Annotated in this window: 17 protein-coding genes; 3 read left to right on the top strand and 14 right to left on the bottom strand. The window is 29.5% G+C overall.

Annotation, left to right across the window (positions count from 1 at the left end):
- Positions 1-178: 178 nt before the first annotated feature.
- From ACTG48_RS02465 to hadA, 8 genes are all read right to left on the bottom strand, one after another.
- On the bottom strand, positions 179-1,810 hold the full coding sequence (locus ACTG48_RS02465; RefSeq protein ID WP_021383016.1) for a sigma-54 interaction domain-containing protein: 1,632 nt from the start codon (positions 1,808-1,810) through the stop codon (positions 179-181).
- A 482-nt stretch (positions 1,811-2,292) separates the two neighbouring features.
- Positions 2,293-3,330 carry an electron transfer flavoprotein subunit alpha/FixB family protein gene (locus ACTG48_RS02460; RefSeq protein WP_021382901.1) on the bottom strand — a complete coding sequence of 346 codons (1,038 nt, stop codon included), beginning with the start codon at positions 3,328-3,330 and terminating at the stop codon, positions 2,293-2,295.
- An 18-nt stretch (positions 3,331-3,348) separates the two neighbouring features.
- A complete protein-coding gene (gene etfB, locus ACTG48_RS02455) occupies positions 3,349-4,134 on the bottom strand; it encodes an electron transfer flavoprotein subunit beta (RefSeq protein WP_021382957.1) in 786 nt (261 codons plus the stop codon).
- Between the two features lie 32 nt (positions 4,135-4,166).
- Positions 4,167-5,300, bottom strand: coding sequence for a putative isocaproyl-CoA dehydrogenase AcdB (acdB, locus tag ACTG48_RS02450; RefSeq protein ID WP_021382942.1), 1,134 nt, complete (start codon positions 5,298-5,300; stop codon positions 4,167-4,169).
- 47 nt (positions 5,301-5,347) lie between these two features.
- The gene (hadC, locus tag ACTG48_RS02445) at positions 5,348-6,475 is read right to left on the bottom strand and encodes a (R)-2-hydroxyisocaproyl-CoA dehydratase subunit beta (RefSeq protein WP_479918014.1); all 1,128 of its coding nucleotides are present in this window, start codon (positions 6,473-6,475) and stop codon (positions 5,348-5,350) included.
- Positions 6,475-7,701, bottom strand: coding sequence for a (R)-2-hydroxyisocaproyl-CoA dehydratase subunit alpha (hadB, locus tag ACTG48_RS02440; RefSeq protein ID WP_021382983.1), 1,227 nt, complete (start codon positions 7,699-7,701; stop codon positions 6,475-6,477). The genes hadC and hadB overlap by 1 nt, the downstream gene beginning before the upstream one ends.
- Before the next feature lie 14 nt (positions 7,702-7,715).
- Positions 7,716-8,516: a 2-hydroxyisocaproyl-CoA dehydratase activator HadI gene (hadI, locus tag ACTG48_RS02435; protein WP_021382982.1), complete on the bottom strand. Its 801-nt coding sequence runs from the start codon at positions 8,514-8,516 to the stop codon at positions 7,716-7,718.
- Positions 8,517-8,554: 38 nt separating this feature from the next.
- Positions 8,555-9,754: an isocaprenoyl-CoA:2-hydroxyisocaproate CoA-transferase HadA gene (hadA, locus tag ACTG48_RS02430; protein WP_021382914.1), complete on the bottom strand. Its 1,200-nt coding sequence runs from the start codon at positions 9,752-9,754 to the stop codon at positions 8,555-8,557.
- Between the two features lie 685 nt (positions 9,755-10,439).
- On the opposite strand from hadA, the gene ACTG48_RS02425 reads away from it, so the two are divergent.
- From ACTG48_RS02425 to ACTG48_RS02415, 3 genes are all read left to right on the top strand, one after another.
- Complete coding sequence (locus tag ACTG48_RS02425; RefSeq protein ID WP_021382911.1) at positions 10,440-11,438, top strand: D-2-hydroxyacid dehydrogenase; 999 nt, start codon at positions 10,440-10,442, stop codon at positions 11,436-11,438.
- A gap of 332 nt (positions 11,439-11,770) precedes the next feature.
- Entirely contained in the window at positions 11,771-12,298 is a 528-nt protein-coding gene (locus ACTG48_RS02420; RefSeq protein WP_021382968.1) for a TIGR04002 family protein, read from the top strand.
- Between the two features lie 26 nt (positions 12,299-12,324).
- Complete coding sequence (locus ACTG48_RS02415) at positions 12,325-12,921, top strand: TIGR04100 family radical SAM protein (RefSeq protein WP_021382917.1); 597 nt, start codon at positions 12,325-12,327, stop codon at positions 12,919-12,921.
- Between the two features lie 184 nt (positions 12,922-13,105).
- Here the strand turns inward: ACTG48_RS02415 and ACTG48_RS02410 are convergent, their stop codons facing one another.
- The 6 genes from ACTG48_RS02410 to ACTG48_RS02385 form a co-directional block, all read right to left on the bottom strand.
- A complete protein-coding gene (locus ACTG48_RS02410) occupies positions 13,106-13,969 on the bottom strand; it encodes a GRP family sugar transporter (protein ID WP_479918013.1) in 864 nt (287 codons plus the stop codon).
- A 52-nt stretch (positions 13,970-14,021) separates the two neighbouring features.
- Entirely contained in the window at positions 14,022-14,954 is a 933-nt protein-coding gene (locus tag ACTG48_RS02405; protein WP_479918012.1) for a D-aminoacyl-tRNA deacylase, read from the bottom strand.
- A 143-nt stretch (positions 14,955-15,097) separates the two neighbouring features.
- Complete coding sequence (locus ACTG48_RS02400) at positions 15,098-15,649, bottom strand: helix-turn-helix domain-containing protein (protein WP_021383018.1); 552 nt, start codon at positions 15,647-15,649, stop codon at positions 15,098-15,100.
- 225 nt (positions 15,650-15,874) lie between these two features.
- Complete coding sequence (locus ACTG48_RS02395) at positions 15,875-16,366, bottom strand: hypothetical protein (RefSeq protein WP_021382913.1); 492 nt, start codon at positions 16,364-16,366, stop codon at positions 15,875-15,877.
- Between the two features lie 28 nt (positions 16,367-16,394).
- A complete protein-coding gene (locus tag ACTG48_RS02390) occupies positions 16,395-16,955 on the bottom strand; it encodes a 5' nucleotidase, NT5C type (RefSeq protein ID WP_021382987.1) in 561 nt (186 codons plus the stop codon).
- Positions 16,956-17,106: 151 nt separating this feature from the next.
- A complete protein-coding gene (locus tag ACTG48_RS02385; RefSeq protein ID WP_479918011.1) occupies positions 17,107-18,264 on the bottom strand; it encodes a class I SAM-dependent methyltransferase in 1,158 nt (385 codons plus the stop codon).
- Positions 18,265-18,270 lie beyond the last annotated feature (6 nt).

Genomic DNA, 18,270 nt, shown 5'->3' with positions numbered 1-18,270 from the left:
TTGGAACAAGTCAGATGAGTACAAAATCTACAGTACTTCTACCAAAAAACAAAAAAATATTACTGGAATCAAAACTTCCAGCAATATTTAATAATAAAAAATATATTTACATAAATCTATGTACATTTTCCTAATAAGTTATATCTTATCAATTCTAATTACCTTACTAAACTAATAACTACACATGAATGTGTCCACTCTTTATCTTTCTATGAATAGTAGAAGGATATATACCTATAACTTCAGCAGCCTTTGTTATTGAACCATACTTATTTATAGCTTTACTTATCATCATTTGGTCTACTATTTTATATGCATCATTAAGATTCATAATTCCATTTACCACTATTGGTGATAAATCATCTGTTTCATTATCAATCATATCTAGGTTTATAAGCATATTAAATTCATCTTCTCCAATTATATTTTTAGCTGATAAAACTACGAATCTTTCAATGATATTTTTCAATTCTCTTATGTTACCTGGCCAAGAATATTCTTCCAATAATTCAATAACCTTAGGTGAAACTTCTACTTCTCTATTATACTTTTCATTGTAAAGTTTTAAGAAATAATTTACTAATGGTACTATATCCTCTTTTCTTTCTCTAAGTGGTGGTATTTTTACTGGGATAACACTCAATCTATAGTACAAATCTTGTCTAAATTTAAGGTTGTTTCTAAGGTCTTCATGAGAAATATTAGTAGCACTTATGTACCTAACATCTATCTTTATAGGTTTGCTACCACCTATTCTAGTAATCGTATTTTCTTGTATAACTCTAAGTAATTTTTTTTGCATCTGCATTGGTAACTCACCTATCTCATCCAAAAAGATAGTTCCACCATTTGCCTCTTCAAAAAGTCCCTTTTTACCTTTTTTCTTAGCTCCAGTAAAAGAACCTTCTTCATATCCAAAAAACTCTGATTCTAATAGTTCATTTGGTATAGCTCCACAGTTTATTGCAATAAAAGGCTTTTCCCTTCTCGAACTATACTTATATATCGTTCTTGCTATTATTTCTTTTCCTACACCTGATTCTCCATTTATAAATATAGAAGAATCTGACGCTGCAGCTCTCTTTACAACTTTTTTTATGTTGTCCATAATCTTACTTTGACTTATATACTCTGTATCCTCTGACATATCACTATATCTTATCTGAGATTCAAGCTTAATGACCCTTGAAATATCTCTTCCTGTAAGTACTCCTCCTGTAAGTTTTCCTTTAGAGTCCCATCTTGGAACTGCTGTATAAGCAATAAGTTTTCCATCAGGATAAACGATATTTCTATAAATCTTTTTCTTCACTTTGAGCATATTTAATATTATTGGTTCTTCTACTAATCCTTGTCTTACAAGGTCTGTTATATTTCTACCAAGTACTTCAGTTCTTTTAAAAGGTAATATCTCATCACTAACATTATTCATCTTTTCAATTACCCCATCTTTGTTAAATACAACGACAACTTCATCTATATGTTCTATTATATCCTCAACTACTTTATCCGATATTACAGATTTCTCAAATAAATAAACTATAGTATTTTCATTATTATTATCTTTCATATTGTATATATGTGCAGTCATTCTTAATTCTCTGAAAGCTATTTTCTTTTTACTCTCTGTCAGAATTTCTTTTTTGTCAAAGTTAGAATCTAATTCATTTATATTTTTAGGCTTTTTTATATCTAGAAAACTAAAAATACTATCTATTAGATGATTACAATATATTATTTCGCCTGATTCCTTACATAAAATAGCTGGATTTTCTACATGTTCTATAAGCCCTATTAAGTTATTATCCATTAATATTCGCACCTTTCATTAAGTAATTTATTGAACTACATACAAAATTTATTGTTTGCTTACAATAAATACCATTAGCACATACAACCAACTCCTTGTAATATTTGTCTTTTTAAATAGCTTTCTTCATTAAAATGTAACTAAGATATAATTTTAATGATTATAGTTTGTTAAAAATTTCATTTTGCTTTTAATTGTATTTTATCACACATTTAGTAATTATTTGTCTATTTAGTACAATTTAATTAAATTTAAGATTTATTTTAAAAAACAAAGATAATCCTTATAGAATATAACTCACATTTTGTAAGCAATACACATATAAGGATTATCCAAATTATCTTGTATTATAAAATTTTATTCAAACAGACTTTTTAATAACTGACAAATACACACTAGCAATAACTTATCAAAGGGTTAATAATTATGTTACTAACTAATAAGACTTATTCAATCAGTAATATTTATATAATTTGTGTCTATTAAGCTTTTATAGCTTCTAATAAATCATCAACGCTATCTAATTTATCTATAAGCATTGGTACTATTTCATGTAAATCTCCAACTACTCCATAATCAGCGATTTCTAAAATTGGAGCTGCTGGGTTTTTGTTTATAGCAATTATGAAATCTGATGATTGCATACCTGCTAAATGTTGTATTGCTCCTGATATACCACAAGCTATGTATAGGTTTGGTTTAACAGTAGTTCCTGTTTGACCTACTTGGTGAGAATGGTCTATCCATCCAGCATCTACAGCTGCACGAGAAGAACCAACTACTCCACCTAATTTGTCAGCTAATTTCTTAAGCATTTCAAATCCTTCTGGTCCACCTAATCCTAAACCACCTGATACTATAACATTTGCATCTGTAAGAGATACTAAATCTTTTTTAGTTTTAACTGTTTCTAAAACAGTAGTTCTTATATCATCTTGAGTTATTTTATAGTCTAATGCTATAACTTCACCAGTTCTTGTTTCGTCTTGTTCAGCTTTATCCATAACACCAGGTCTAACTGTAGACATTTGAGGTCTATGGTTTGGACATATGATTGTAGCCATTATGTTTCCACCAAATGCTGGACGAGTTTGTTTTATTTTCTTATCTTCTGGGTCTATTTCTAACTTAGTACAGTCAGCTGTTAATCCAGTTCCAACTCTTGAAGCTATTCTAGGTGCTAAATCTCTACCTATATGAGTTGCTCCGAAAAGCATTATTTCTGGTTTTATTTCATCTATTGCATCTTTTATTACTTTTGTATATGCATCAGTTGTATATTTTTCTAAAAGAGCATCATCTGCAACATAAACTTTATCTGCTCCAAAAGTGATTAACTCTTTAGCTAATCCATCAACATCTTTTCCTAATAATACTGCACAAAGCTCAGCATCTACTTCTGTAGCTAATTTTCTTCCTTCTCCTAATAATTCGATAACTACTGGAGCTATTTTTCCTTCTCTTTGTTCTGCAAATATCCATACGTTTTTATAAGAACTTAAATCTTTTATATCATTCATAGTTTGTACTCCTCCAACTTATATAATGTGCTTTTGTTTTAGACCGATTATTATTTTGTTAGCTATTTCATCAGCTTTACCTTCTAAGATTTCTCCTTTTCCTCTTGGGTCAGGAGTAAATGATCTAAATACTTTAGTTGGTGATGCTTTTAAACCAACCTCTTCTTTATTTACATCTAAATCATCAATTGTCCAAACTTTTACATCATGTTTATATGCTTTTACTATTTTATCAACAGACATGTATCTAGGTGCATTTAACTCTTTTACTGCTGTTAAAAGTACAGGTGTACTTACTTTTATTAATTCATATCCATCTTCTAATTGTCTTTGAACTATTATGTCTTTTCCTTCTATTTTGAAGTCTTGTACATATGTAACTTGAGGAATGTCTAATTTTTCTGCAATTTGTGGTCCAACTTGTGCAGTATCTCCATCTATTGCTTGTCTTCCTGCAAATATTATGTCATAGTCTCCTACTTTAGCTATCCCTGCTGCAATAGTATTTGATGTAGCCCAAGTATCAGCTCCTCCAAATGCTCTATCACTTAATAATATTGCATCATCAGCACCCATAGCTAAACACTCTCTTAGCATAAAGTCAGCTTGAGGAGGTCCCATTGTTATAACTGTTATAGTTACATCATCATGCTCATCTTTAATTTTTAAAGCTTCCTCTAATGCGTTAGCATCATCTGGATTTAATATACTTGGAACTCCATCTCTTATAAGAGTACCTGTTTCTTTATTTATTCTTACTTCGTTAGTATCTGGAACTTGTTTTACGCAAACTAATATTTTCAAAGTCTATACCTCCAATTTCATTAGATTATTTATTATTTTAATACGTTTGATGAAATTACCATTTTTTGAACTTCTGATGTACCTTCGTATATTGATACGATTCTAGCGTCTCTGTACATTCTTTCGATTTCATAATCTTTTATGAATCCATATCCACCGTGAAGTTGTAATGCTTTATAAGCAACTTCATTTGCAACTTCTGCTGCATAGTATTTAGCCATTGCAGATTCTTGAGCAACTCTCATTCCTGCATCTCTCTTTTGTGCTGCATCATAAACTAATCCTCTAGCTGCACAAACTTTTGTTTCCATATCAGCTATAGTAAATTGAGTATTTTGGAATTTAGCGATAGGCTTACCAAATTGAACTCTTTGTTTTGTATATTTAACAGCTTCATCTAAAGCACCTTGAGCAATTCCTAGAGCTAAGGCAGCAACACCTATTCTACCTACTTCTAAAGTACCCATTGCTATTTTAAATCCATTACCTTCTTTTCCTATAAGGTTTTCTTTTGGAACTTTAACATTTTCAAATATTAAGTCAGAAGTTTCAGTTCCTCTTATACCCATTTTATCTTCATGAGCTCCTGTTGAGAAACCATCCCATTTACTTTCTACTATAAATGCTGATGTACCTCTAAGACCTTTACTTCTATCTGTAACTGCTATTACTATAGCTATGTCGCAGAATGGTCCATTAGTTATGAAAGTTTTTCTACCATTTAATATATAGTGGTCTCCAACTAATTCTGCTGTTGTTTGTTGCCCACCAGCATCAGAACCAGCTCCTGGCTCAGTTAAACCAAATGCTCCTATTAATTCACCTGTTGCTAAACCTTTTAAGTATTTTTGTTTTTGCTCTTCAGTACCATTGTAAAGTATTGGTAATGTAGCAAGAGAAGAACCTGCTGTAACGAAAGTAGCTGTTGATGCACATCTTCTAGCTATTTCTTCCATTATGATAGCATAAGAAACATATCCTGCTCCCCCACCACCATACTCTTCTGGAATATTACTGCTTATAAATTTTGTTTCAGCTAATTTTTTGATTAATTCCTTAGGCATTACACCTGTTTTATCCATTTCTGCTGGCAAAGTGTCTAATTCTTTACTAACAAAATCTCTTACTGCTTTTCTTAAAAGTTCTTGTTCTTTGTTATATAACATAGCTTCCTCCAATTTTCACATTTTATAGTAAATTTATTTTAATGAACTTACGCTAAACTCATCATCTCAGCAAAAGTTTGAATACGAGTTCTGGCTTGTTCATTATTCTGAGTTTGTTGGTCAATTTCAACATATAAAGTAGGTATTCCACTATCTTCTATATCTTTTCTAACTAAAGGATAATCGTATTCTTCTGGGTCACAGAATTTCATCATACAGAAGATAACACCATCTATATCTTTCTTTTTAACTTCATCTACTATAAGTGACCCACGTTTTTTCTTAGGGTCATAAGCTAATGAACATCCTTCTATATTTGACCATTGTCTTGCTAATCTTTCTAACGCATCATCACCTGCTGGTACATCTGTTCTGAATTGTCTTGTTTCCTGAGCTAAATCATCTGCTACAACTGATATATTGTTGTCTTCTAAAATATCTAATATATCTTTAGAATCAGCTACTATACCTGTTAATAAAACTTTCTTTCCAGAACAGACTTCTTCTGGCATAGCATTTAATTTTGCTATTAATTCTTTTACTAATTCAGTGTGCTCTTCTTTTCTCATAAAGAATCCACTTTTGATTACTAAGCTTCTTACTGATGGTTTTATAGTATTAGAATGTTTATAAGCTACTTCAACAAAGTCTCTCATAGTTTTTCTATGTTCATTGTAAACTTCTATACTTTCATGAATTTTTGCTTCTTCTATTTCATAACCACATATTTCTTCAAGCTCTCTTTTCACACCTTTGTACTCACTGATTAGGTATTTTACACCAGCTTCAAGTTTTCTATTTTGTGGGTGTACTAATGATATATATTTTATATGAGGTACTGCTGATTTCCAGTTTTGTCCTAGACAAATTAGTGTATCACACATACCTGGTATAATAACTCCAGATAATTCATCATAAGCACCTTTTAATCCATATTCTAAACATGATTGCATTATTGAACATGCAAATGCAGGGAAATATTGTTTAGCTAAATCTAATTCTGTTTGTCCTCCCCATATACCAACTGGAAGCATTCCAGCTGCATGTATAATCTCTTCTGGGCAGTAAACTGGGAAACAACCTATAGCTTTTTTACCAGTTTCACTTTTATATCTTTTTACAGCCGCATTTGGATTTTCAACTACTTCTTTCATTTTAGATAAAATAGCTTCCATTATATCTCACCTCTATTAAGTTTTTTTCTTTCTTCCATTACTTCAACTAAACCTTGAATTCTTGTTTCAAACTGAGCATTAGTAAAAGCTCTAGGGTCTGCTTGATCACCATCAAATCCAGCATATGGTAATCCAGTTTCTTCAGCTGCTCTTCTTTGCATTTCATATTGTATTAAACTCATAAGTTTACAGCTTCTGTTCATATGATAGAATGCTCCATCACATTTACCATCTACTAAAGAATCAACTCTATATTTTGTCATACGGTCTAAGTTTACGTTGTTAAACATAGTACTGTATGCTACTGCCATTCCATCTAAATCATTAACTTCATATTGTAATGCCCAAGCATGTGGGTAAACACTACCTGTCATGTTAACTCCAAATTTAGCTAATGTTTTCATTTTGTATCCTATATATGGCCAACAAGGTATACCTTCCATCATTATTCTGTATTTTTCTTCTCCTCTGAAAGAAGATTTACCAGTTTTCATGTTGTCCTCTAATTCTTCTATAAGTAATTTAAATGCTTCTGTAGTTTCTTTTTTACCTCTAGCACAAACTATTACAGCCATGTAAGTAAATAAGTCAAATCCATTCATTGGTGAAGGTGAAGAATCTGCTGGTAAACTCATAGAGTATTTCCATAGTCTTCCGTTTTCAGCTGATATTTTCATTACTTCTTCAAACTTCTTAGGGTCAAATTTCTTCCCTGATATAATTTCTAATTGCTTTATAGCTTCTTCAAATTGAGCTTTTATATAGTCAATTCTTGATTGAGTAACTTCATCTTCATTATTGAAAGTTGTATCAATCATTATTAGAGGTATATCTAATTCTCTTGAAATATTTTCATACCATTTTATAACTTGGTTACATATATTGTTACAGCAAAGTAGGAAATCTGGAGCTGGCATATCTAAAGCTTCACAGCCTCCATTTTCTAAAAGACCAAAATTTGTTCTTGCATATGCACATAGGTCGATAGAATATCCTTTAGATTCAGCCATTTCACATAACTCTAAAGAACCTTTTTTAGCCGCTACCCCAGCTGCTTGATTTTCTGGATATAATACGTTTAAGTCAAATACTTCTGCTAATTCTTGAGGAAATACTGATGTTGACCAACCTACAGGTCTTCCTTCTTCTTTAGCTTTAAATGCATTTGCATATTGTTCAGCTAATAAATCATTTATTACTACTCTAGCTTCTTTTTTTTCAGACATTTTCATCCCTCTTTTTATATATTTTTCACTTCTTTTTGTGATGTTTTTGCTTCATCAAAAGCGTATAACGCTGCTCCTAAAGCACCCGTTAATTGAGGTATATCAGGTACAATAATTTCTGTGTTGATTTCTCTTGCCATGGCTCTTACGATGCCACTATTTCTAGCAACTCCACCAACCATAACTACATTTCTTTGTACTCCTATTCTTTTTACTAGGCTAGAAACTCTCTTTGCTACTGAAGTATGAATACCTGCCACTATATCTTCAATTTTTGCATTTTCAGATAAATGTGATATAACCTCAGACTCTGCAAATACTGTACATGTACTGCTTATTGATACTTCATTTTGAGAATTCATAGATATACTTCCGAGTTCAGATACATCAACCTCTATTATCTTTGCCATTACATCTAAAAATCTTCCTGTACCTGCAGCACACTTGTCATTCATAAGAAAGTTTAGTAGTCTTCCATTATTATCTAACTTTAATACCTTTGCATCTTGACCACCTATGTCAATAATGGTTCTTGTCTCTGGAATTATGAAGTTTACTCCCCTGGCATGACAGCTTAATTCACTTATTTGCTTATCAGCATCTGAATAATTCATTCTTCCATATCCTGTAACTACCACTTTTTCAATATCTTCTCTTGCAAGACCAGTCTTGCCATATAATTTTTCTAAAACTCTTGATGGTCCAGTAGTCCCAGTACCAGAAGATATTGTCTCATAAGCTACAATATCTTCTCCATCTTTTAAAATTACTCCCTTTGATGCAGTTGAACCTATATCTAATCCCATTGTGTACATCTTTAGCATTCTCCTTTTATTAAATCTAGAATTACTAATTAGTATCTTACAACTTTACTATCTTTGAAGCTGTTTATTTTTTCTTCATCATAGCCTAAAGATTTTAATACTTCTACAGTATGTTGACCTACTTTTGGTGCTGGTGTATAATCTTTAATTCCTTCATTTCTAAACATAACTGGAGTATTAACTAAGACACCTGTATTTCCGCTATCATATTCTTTCTTAAATAAGAAGTCATTTGCCCAAGCTTGTTCGTCGTCTAATAAATCTTCACAGCTTTGGATTTTTTCAAATGGTAAGTCTGCTTCTTCTAATAAAGCTGACCACTCGTCTAATGTTTTTTCTAACATAGCTTCTCCAACTATCTTAACTAAACCTTCAACATGATTAACCATTGAATCTATGTTATTGTATCTATCATCTTCTAATATATATTCTCTATTTATAACCTTACAGAATTTACCTAACCACTTATTGTATTGTATTAAAGCTAATTGAATCCATCTTCCATCTTTACATTTATATGTAGTCATTAATGGACTGTTTGGATTTTCTCTTGATAAAGGCATTTCATTTCCGTATTGTGCTGTTGTTATCATTGTTCCCATTCCATATATAGCAGTATGGAAAAGACTTACTGTTACTCTTTCACCTTTACCAGTTTGACCTTTTTTATGTAATGCTGCTAAACTTCCTGCTGCTAATGCTAGACCTGCATAATGGTCACCAAATCCTGCTGCTGTATTTGCTGGAGATGTTCCTTTTTCCATAACAGATTGGCTAACTCCTCCTCTTGCGAAGTATGCAGTGTAGTCAAATCCTGGTTTATCTTTTAAAGGTCCTTTTTCACCATATCCTAATATTTGAGAGAATATTAATCCTGGATATTTATCTTTTATTTGGTCATAAGCTATTCCCATTTTTTCTAATGCTTGAACTCTAACATTAGTTACAAATATATCTGCTTCTGATAATAATTTATGTAGTATTTCTACTCCTTCTTTTGATTTTACATTAATACTTACACCCTTTTTATTTCCATTTTCTAATTCAAACATAGGGTTTTCATCATCTGATGCTGGAGATTTAAATGTTCCACCCATAACTCTTATTCCATCACCTTCTATAGGTTCAATCTTAATAACCTCTGCACCCCAGTCACCTAACATTTTTGCACAACATGGTGCTGCGATGAAACTTGAAAGTTCTACTACTTTAACTCCTTCTAAAAGCATAACGTTTTCCTCCTTAATAGTATCAATTATAAAATTTCGATTAACTCACTCATAAAATACTTTAAATACTTTTTTCTGATATTAACTATTTGATGTCAAAGTTCCTAATCTTATCTAAAATAACTTAAAAATTATTAAAATTATTTTTTATTGTTTTATTGTCTTACACCTATATTGTTAAGCATTTATCGTGCCAACTTTATATTTAAGCAAAATATCGCTTGATTTGAATGTTTTTTAACAATATGCAATTAAATTATTTTTTCCAAATCGTGGCATTATGCAACTCTCCATTGCATTTTGCTATTCTTTCTATGCATATAAAAGTTTTTTTTATATATTTTTTTGTGAAAAAGCTTGACATTTCAAAAAAAGTTTTCATTGCTAAACTCAAAAACACATGTTATCATTGTAATTAATCAGCAAGTTAGTTAACTAATTTCAAACTTAGATAAATTTTTAATAATATTTAATCTAAAAAATAACAATTTCTTTGATAAATTTTTAAAGCAATTATTACATTAAATAAAAAATAACTAAATATCGAAATATGACAGGGAAAACAATTTCAAAACTAAATTTTTAACCTTAAAAATTTTGTATAAAAAACATAGCCTTATATGTTACATATTATTTCTAAATGAAAGATTACCATATAATTTAATAATTACAGGAGGGTATTGATATGAAAATACTAGTATTTGGAGCACGCGATTATGAAGAACCAGTAATAAAACAATGGTCTGAAGAGCATAAGGATGTTCAAGTGGATATTTATCCTGAAAACATGACTGAAGAAAACGTGGTTAAAGCTAAAGGATATGATGGTATATCTATACAACAAACTAACTATATAGATAACCCTTATATTTATGAGACTTTAAAAGATGCTGGAGTTAAAGTTATAGCTTCAAGAACTGCAGGAATGGATATGATACATTTTGGTTTAGTTAATGAAAATGGGCTTATTGTTACTAATGTTCCTTCTTATTCACCTAATGCAATAGCTGAATTAGCTGTTACTCAAGCTATGAACCTTTTAAGAAAAACTCCTTTAGTAAAGAAAAAAGTCTGTGAAGGTGACTATCGTTGGATAGCTGAACTTCTTGGAACAGAAGTTAGATCTATTACAGTAGGTGTTATAGGTACTGGAAAAATAGGTGCTACTTCTGCAAGATTATTCAAAGGCTTAGGGGCTAACGTAATTGCATTTGACCAATATCCAAATAATGATTTAAATGATATATTAACTTACAAAGATACTTTAGAAGACCTTTTAAAAGAAGCTGACCTTATAACATTACATACTCCTTTACTTGAAGGAACAAAACATATGATAAACAAAGATACTCTAGCTATAATGAAGGATGGAGCTTATATAGTAAATACTGGACGTGGTGGTTTAATTAAGACAGGGGACTTAATAGAAGCACTAGAATCAGGAAAAATCAGAGCTGCTGCCCTTGATACATTTGAAACAGAAGGATTATTCTTAAATAAAAAGATGAATCCAGGTGAATTAACTGACCCAGAAATAAACAAACTTCTTTCTATGGAACAAGTTATATTCACTCATCACCTTGGCTTCTTCACTAGTACAGCGATAGAAAATATAGTTTATTCTAGTTTAAGTAGTGCTGTAGAAGTTATAGAAACAGGAACTGCTACTAATAGAGTAAATTAGTATTTTATAAATATATTTTTTTATTAATTAGCTATTATCTAACAAAATAGCCTTTAATTTCCCAAATATAAGAGAGTCCACTCAATGGACTCTCTTATATTATTTTTTATATCATTTCATTACCTCTAATACATTCCATATTATGTTTATACTTATCCTATTTTGACTATTACTCTATTATATTTTTCTATTTATATACATTTGAATGGGTACAATCTGTGTTTTGCAAAAAAAACGCCAAACAAACTATGAAAATTGTATGATTAATATTAATATATGTATAAGAAAACATTACAATTATGTTAGTTCTGGATTTCTAGGGAGGGAGTATATTGGAAAAAATGAATAAAGTTACTTCTAAAAAAACGACCTATATTGTTACTTCTGCGTTATTTGCATCCATAATATGTTTGACAATAGCGTATATACTACATATCCCAGTCGGTGGAAATAATGGATATGTTCATATAGGAGATGCTTTTATTTATCTAGCTGCAACTATTTTACCAACAAACTATGCTATAGCAGCCTCTGCAATAGGTGCTGGTCTAGCTGATTTATCTACAGGTGCTGCTATTTGGGTAATACCAACTATAATCATAAAGCCAATACTTGTATTATTTTTCACTTCTAAAAGCGACAAGATAATAAATAAAAGAAATATAGTTGCTTCTATTGTAGCAGGTATAGTGGGGTTAGTCTTATACATGTTTGCTGAAGGAGTAATCATTGGAAGTTTTACAAGTGCATTTGTAATGAGCTTACTTGGTTTATTACAGCCAATAGGAAGTTTTATTGTCTTTATAATTTTAGGTATAGCACTCGATAAACTTGATTTTAAAAGACGTTATTTTAATTAAGAATTTAAATTTATGGAGGGAAAATTATGAATATCTTATATACAATTGAAAATAGTATCTATGTAAATATAACTAATACATGTCCATGTAGTTGTGTTTTTTGCATAAGAAATGAAAAAGATGAAGTAGCAAATAGTGGTAGTCTATGGTTGGAACATGAACCAAGTATAGACGAGGTAAAAGAAGCTTTCAACAAATACAATTTAGACGATTACGATGAAATTGTATTTTGTGGATATGGCGAACCATTAATGAGAATAAATGAATTAATAGAAGTTGCTAAGTTTATAAAAGAAAAAAGCAACATAAAGACAAGAATAAATACAAATGGTCTAAGTGATTTAATACACAATAAAAAAACAGCTATTCTATTAAAAGATGTTATAGATGCAGTATCAATAAGTCTTAATGCTCCAAATAAAGAAGCTTATAACAGGGTTACACAACCAAAGTTTGGAGAAAAATCATTTGATTATATGTTAGATTTTGCTAGAGATTGCAAAAAACATATAAAAGATGTAGCTTTTTCCGTAGTAGATGAAATATCTCCAGAAGAAATAGAAGAATCTAAGCAATTAGCAAAAGAACTTGATATCCCACTAAGAGTTAGACATAAGAACTAATGATTGTAAGATTCATATTATAAGATATAAAAATCAATATAATCAAAATAGGGAATATAAACGAATTTATCTAAATAAATATGTTTGTATTCCCTATTTATTAACTATGTATTGGCTATTTATCAAACTGCTTTTAATTATCATACTTCTTGATTACTTCTTTTTATATTACTTAATATAATGATTAAAGCAACAGTAGCCATCCGCCAATTAGTATTAAAATTGAACCTGGTATCTTTTCTTTTATATTTTCTTTGAATATAAAATGAGCAAGTATCAAAGTTATTATCATAGACACCTGAGAAAATGGTTCAGCTATACTAAGTTCTAGATTATTTAAAGCGATTAATAATGCTAAATAAGAATATCCATTAATAGCACCACTTACAATTGAAAGACCCTTTTTATTCCTAAAAATCTCATAAATTACTTTTTGCTTCTTTTTAAATGCTAAGAATACAAATAGATTTAATCCCACAAAGAAATAAAGTATAGTCGAATATAGTATAGGAGATACTTGCACAAAAAAAGCCTTATCCAACACTCTCCCTACTGATTGTAAAAATATGTACAAAAACATTAATCTACATGGCAAGTTGTTAAAAATTATAGATACATTTTTTAAAAAAGAGCTTACTTTTTTTAATATGAACACTCCACCAATCATAACTATGATTCCTGCAACTTTTGCTAAACTTAAACCTTCACCTAAAAATATAACTGATAAAAGTAATAGAAACAATGAATTTAGACTGTTTATTGGAGTCACAAGTGAAACTTCACCAGTTGCTAAAGATGTCACATATGCTACTGAGCCAATTGAATAAACTAAGCTACTTATATAACATGGTATTAAAAATGACCAATCACTAACTCTATCCATTATACTAAATGGCAATAAACATACTCCCCCAATAAAGAAAAATAGAAATGATGAAGCTATATTTTTATAAATATCACCTTCTTCATCACCTAATAACCTTACAACTACTCTCTCAAAAGCTAATAGAACTACTCTAATTAATAATGCAAAATAAGATAATATCATTTTTGACCTCACTTAAAAATTAATCTGACTTCTTATTATATTGATTGTATAACTACCATATAGGTAAATCTTTTGGATTTTTTAATATTTTATGTTTAAATACAGGTATATTAAGTTTTTCACCTAGTTTACGGCATTGCTCTTTATAAGTACCTTTTAATTTATCATGAAAAACTATCCCATCAATTCCACCTTCAATACTATTTACACACTTCTCTAATTTCTCAAATCCAGATTCATCATCATACATTCCACTTACAATCCACTGATTTGGAAGTACATGTCCAATTGATATGTTGTATTCTTTATTTTTTATAACATCTGCAAAAGATTTTTCAAAATGTACTCCTCCAACACACAATAGAGTTTTTAAAGGTTCATCATTATCAAATACTCTAACCAGTGCTTTTGCTAATACTTGTATTGCTATCTTATTATTAAAACTGTCACTACTACTTCCTATCTCAATGTCTAACATAGGTACAGAATATTCTGTAATTAATTTAGACACTTCTCCATATGTTGTTCCAGACCAATGAGTTGCCTCTGTTAATGTAGTAAATTCATCAAGTGAGTTTTCATTTTTTATATCTTCAATTGCATTAATTAGATTTTTAAAATATTTTGGATTTGAGTTTCCAAACTCTCCTGTTGGTACATCTCCAATTGTATGAGCTGTTAAAATATGCTCTGGAGCATTTTCTCCTTCATGCCAATTTACAACTCCTGCGAAATCAAAATTTTTAAAATGCTTATTTAAAATTGTCAGATAATATTTATAGTCATGGCTTATTACATCTTTTGTATTTACAAACTGAAATAAATTGTTATTTTTATCAGTAAATTCCAATACAAAGTTATCATCAACAATAATATTAGTTTGTTTTAAATCCATTATTTCCCTACAACAATTAAAAACATTGCTAGCTACTGGGTCTTTATTTAAATCATTACAAAAGAAGAAAACAGCTTTTTTATTATTCATATATGAATCACGCTCCTTATTTAAATATATTTTCATTATATACCTTTACTTTTTATCACTCTAAATACATTACTTCACTATATTATTTATACAGTAAGATACCCTCTTGTAATATACTATTTTGATTCTATTTATAATGGTGTTTACACATAATATACTACCATACTCATTTTAGCTATCCCCTTACCTGAATTTCTATATATATGTGATACATCTGCTTTAAACCTTATAGAATTTCCACTACACACAACATAATCTTCTCCATTTATTTTAATAGTTATCTCACCACTAAAAACAGTTATAAATTCTTGTGTCCCTGGAAGTTCAGCATTTGAATCTAAACTTCCACCCTCTTCTATTTCAATCATAAATATCTCAAATCTTCTTTTGGAATCAAAAGGAAATATTGGATAGCTTATATATTTTCCATTATCTTCAATAAAATGGTCTACATCACTTTTTTGAACCAATTCTATATCACTTTCCTGTCTCTCCATCAATGATGTAAATGAGATTTTTAGTCCATTAGTTATTTTCTTTAAAGTAGATATAGTAGGATTTACCTCACATTTTTCTATTTGAGACAACATACTCTTGCTCACTCCACTAAGTTGAGCAATCTTATCTAAACTAAGATGTTTTTCTTTCCTTATTTTTTTTAAATTCTCAGAAATTATTTCATTTAAATTTTGCATAAATTTTCCCCCTAATATACTCAGATAAAAATAAATTATTTTAACCATTTAATAGATTTAATAATTCAACTTTTATCCAATATATCGAACATTACGTTTAATATACATTACTTTTATAAGAATGTAAATAGTTTTCTGAAATTTTGTGAAAATGTACAAATAAAAAACTAGTAGCCTAATACTTTTACAAGGCCACTAGTTTTTTTAATACAATAAGATTCTATTTTAACTATAAAATTTAGATGCACCTATAAGCTGTCTTTTAGAAACAATCTTAGCTAGGTTTGCTAATGAAGAAATTTTTATATCTTTAAAAGAAACTAAAAATACAAACTTAAAATCGGTAAATTCTTGATTTATGTTGTATATATCAAAATAACATCTCAAATTATCAAATAAGTAATTTTCTTGCAAGTCTGCTTCTATCTCATCCGTAGCATCTTTTAAATAAGCTCTTACATCTTCAAATAAAACATTGAAATAAGACTCATCTATTTCTTCACCCAATTCTTCCAATATTTCTTCTATATCTAAATCATCCATATCAAAAGAATTTCCTGTCAACTGACAATCAAACACCAATATGTTTTCTTGATTTATAGTATTTGATATATCTTGCACATATTCAAAGTCTGGACGTAATTCTAAAATATCTTTTACTTCACTGCTCTTTACATGAATCTTTCCTTTTCTATTTTCAAGTTTTAAATCTATCATATGCTCCCCCTTTCGATTTACAAATCTTTTAAATACTTTGTTTTATAATCTTTTCAATATCTATCCAATTATTAACTCTAATTATATTTTGATGTCTAACAGCTTTATTATAGTTAGTATCTAGAAGTATTACTTTAACACCATCATCAGCTAATTGTACTGAATTTAAAGGATTATCTTCTATAAATATATCACAGCTCAGTTCTCTTGCCTTTTCAACTTTATAATCACTTCCTAATAAGTAAACATCTATATCTGAAAATCCTTGTCTCGATAGCCAGTTTTTAGTTACATCAGTTAAACACTCATGCCTAGCTGTTACAAAAGATAAATTATGTCCTTTAGATAATGTGCCAATTACCTCAGTAGCACCCTCCACAATCTTTGCTTCATCATAGGAATGTATATACTTATTATTAAATTCTGCATATACATCTCTTATTCCTGAACCATATAATTCTTCCCAATTATGTGTTATACACTCTGCTTCAGTTATGTTTTTATTAAAAATATCATTTAGGTATGGAAGAAAATGATATGGGCTTGTTATTGTTCCATCTATATCAATACATATATTCAATTTGTTCATTTTTACCTCCATGTAACGTTTATTGATTTGATTAATCACATATTATAGCACAGCTTTAATTATAAATCAAAACTCTAGATATGACTATACCTATATAATACCAAAAAGCTTGCATATTTAAGCAAGCTTTTTGTAAATTTTACATTTTTAACTAATATATAAGTTTTTCTAAGGTTGGTTCAACTCCAAATTGTGCTTTCAGTTCTCTATATTCTTTTAATGCTTTGTCATTATTTGTTTTAGTTTTTATTGCTCTTATCATTAAATTTTTTGGTGTGTCAAGTGGAGATATGTATTCTACTACAGAAGTATCATATCCATTGCCTTCTAATAACAAGGTTCTTAGGCCATCAGTTATTAAATCTGCAAATCTAGCTTTAAATACTCCGTGTTTTAATATTGGTTCCATAGCTTCATATTTATATTGCCCTAATAACTCCTTATGGCAACATGGTACTACTACTATAGCTTCAGATTTTGCTCTAATCCCTAGACCTATTGCCATATCTGTTGCTGTATCACAAGCATGTAAACTTATCACAAGGTCAACATCTCTATTTGGTGTATAATTAGTTAGGTCCTCCTTTATAAACGACATATTTTTATATCCTAAGTTTTTAGCCATATTTCTTGATGCTTCTATAACTACATCTGAATAATCTATCCCTATAAAATAACAGTTTTTCTTTAACACTTCTTTTATATAAAAGTTTAAAACAAAACTTAGATAAGATTTACCACAGGCACAATCAAGGATTGTTATACAGTCTTTATCCTGTATTTCCTTTAGAATACTATCTATCAATTCCACAAAATGGTCTATCTGATTGTATTTTCTTATTTTATCATTTTTTATCTTACCATCTTTTGTAAGTACTCCAATTTCTTTTAGAAGTGCATTTGCCTGTCCTACTTTTACATAATAATCTCTGTTTTTTATTTGAGATGCTGTAAACTCATCTATTTTAGGTACTTCTTCTATATTGTCTAGATACTTTACATTTACCTTCTTATTATCGCCTTCAATTACAACAATAGTTCCTCTCTCAATATATTTAAATACTAAGCTATCATAGTTTTCTGCTTCTTTAGAAATATTCTTAAGCAATTCATTAAATGTATATAAATCTGATTTTCCTTTAAAATTAAATTTATACTTATTATCTTCTTCTATTGCCATTCCTTTAAATTCTTTTCTTCCAGATTTAAAAATCACTTCTAACTCAATAAAAAAATCCCTATTATCAAGGTTTCTTTGAGTAATCCCCATAAAAAACATGTTTAGTTTTCCAATACTCTGCTTATTCATCTTAAT

This window comes from Clostridioides sp. LIBA-6822 (assembly GCF_056688955.1).
Note: the sequence above shows the minus strand (reverse complement) of the source record. Positions and strands in the feature narration are given on the sequence as shown.

What these genes read in the sequence shown, in the direction of transcription:
- ACTG48_RS02465 (WP_021383016.1), bottom strand. Translation starts at nt 1,810, where the DNA reads ATGGATAATAACTTAATAGGGCTTATAGAACATGTAGAAAATCCAGCT.
- ACTG48_RS02460 (WP_021382901.1), bottom strand. Translation starts at nt 3,330, where the DNA reads ATGAATGATATAAAAGATTTAAGTTCTTATAAAAACGTATGGATATTT.
- acdB (WP_021382942.1), bottom strand. Translation starts at nt 5,300, where the DNA reads ATGTTATATAACAAAGAACAAGAACTTTTAAGAAAAGCAGTAAGAGAT.
- hadC (WP_479918014.1), bottom strand. Translation starts at nt 6,475, where the DNA reads ATGGAAGCTATTTTATCTAAAATGAAAGAAGTAGTTGAAAATCCAAAT.
- hadB (WP_021382983.1), bottom strand. Translation starts at nt 7,701, where the DNA reads ATGTCTGAAAAAAAAGAAGCTAGAGTAGTAATAAATGATTTATTAGCT.
- hadI (WP_021382982.1), bottom strand. Translation starts at nt 8,516, where the DNA reads ATGTACACAATGGGATTAGATATAGGTTCAACTGCATCAAAGGGAGTA.
- hadA (WP_021382914.1), bottom strand. Translation starts at nt 9,754, where the DNA reads ATGCTTTTAGAAGGAGTTAAAGTAGTAGAACTTTCAAGTTTCATCGCA.
- ACTG48_RS02425 (WP_021382911.1), top strand. Translation starts at nt 10,440, where the DNA reads ATGAAAATACTAGTATTTGGAGCACGCGATTATGAAGAACCAGTAATA.
- ACTG48_RS02415 (WP_021382917.1), top strand. Translation starts at nt 12,325, where the DNA reads ATGAATATCTTATATACAATTGAAAATAGTATCTATGTAAATATAACT.
- ACTG48_RS02410 (WP_479918013.1), bottom strand. Translation starts at nt 13,969, where the DNA reads ATGATATTATCTTATTTTGCATTATTAATTAGAGTAGTTCTATTAGCT.
- ACTG48_RS02405 (WP_479918012.1), bottom strand. Translation starts at nt 14,954, where the DNA reads ATGAATAATAAAAAAGCTGTTTTCTTCTTTTGTAATGATTTAAATAAA.
- ACTG48_RS02400 (WP_021383018.1), bottom strand. Translation starts at nt 15,649, where the DNA reads ATGCAAAATTTAAATGAAATAATTTCTGAGAATTTAAAAAAAATAAGG.
- ACTG48_RS02395 (WP_021382913.1), bottom strand. Translation starts at nt 16,366, where the DNA reads ATGATAGATTTAAAACTTGAAAATAGAAAAGGAAAGATTCATGTAAAG.
- ACTG48_RS02390 (WP_021382987.1), bottom strand. Translation starts at nt 16,955, where the DNA reads ATGAACAAATTGAATATATGTATTGATATAGATGGAACAATAACAAGC.
- ACTG48_RS02385 (WP_479918011.1), bottom strand. Translation starts at nt 18,264, where the DNA reads ATGAATAAGCAGAGTATTGGAAAACTAAACATGTTTTTTATGGGGATT.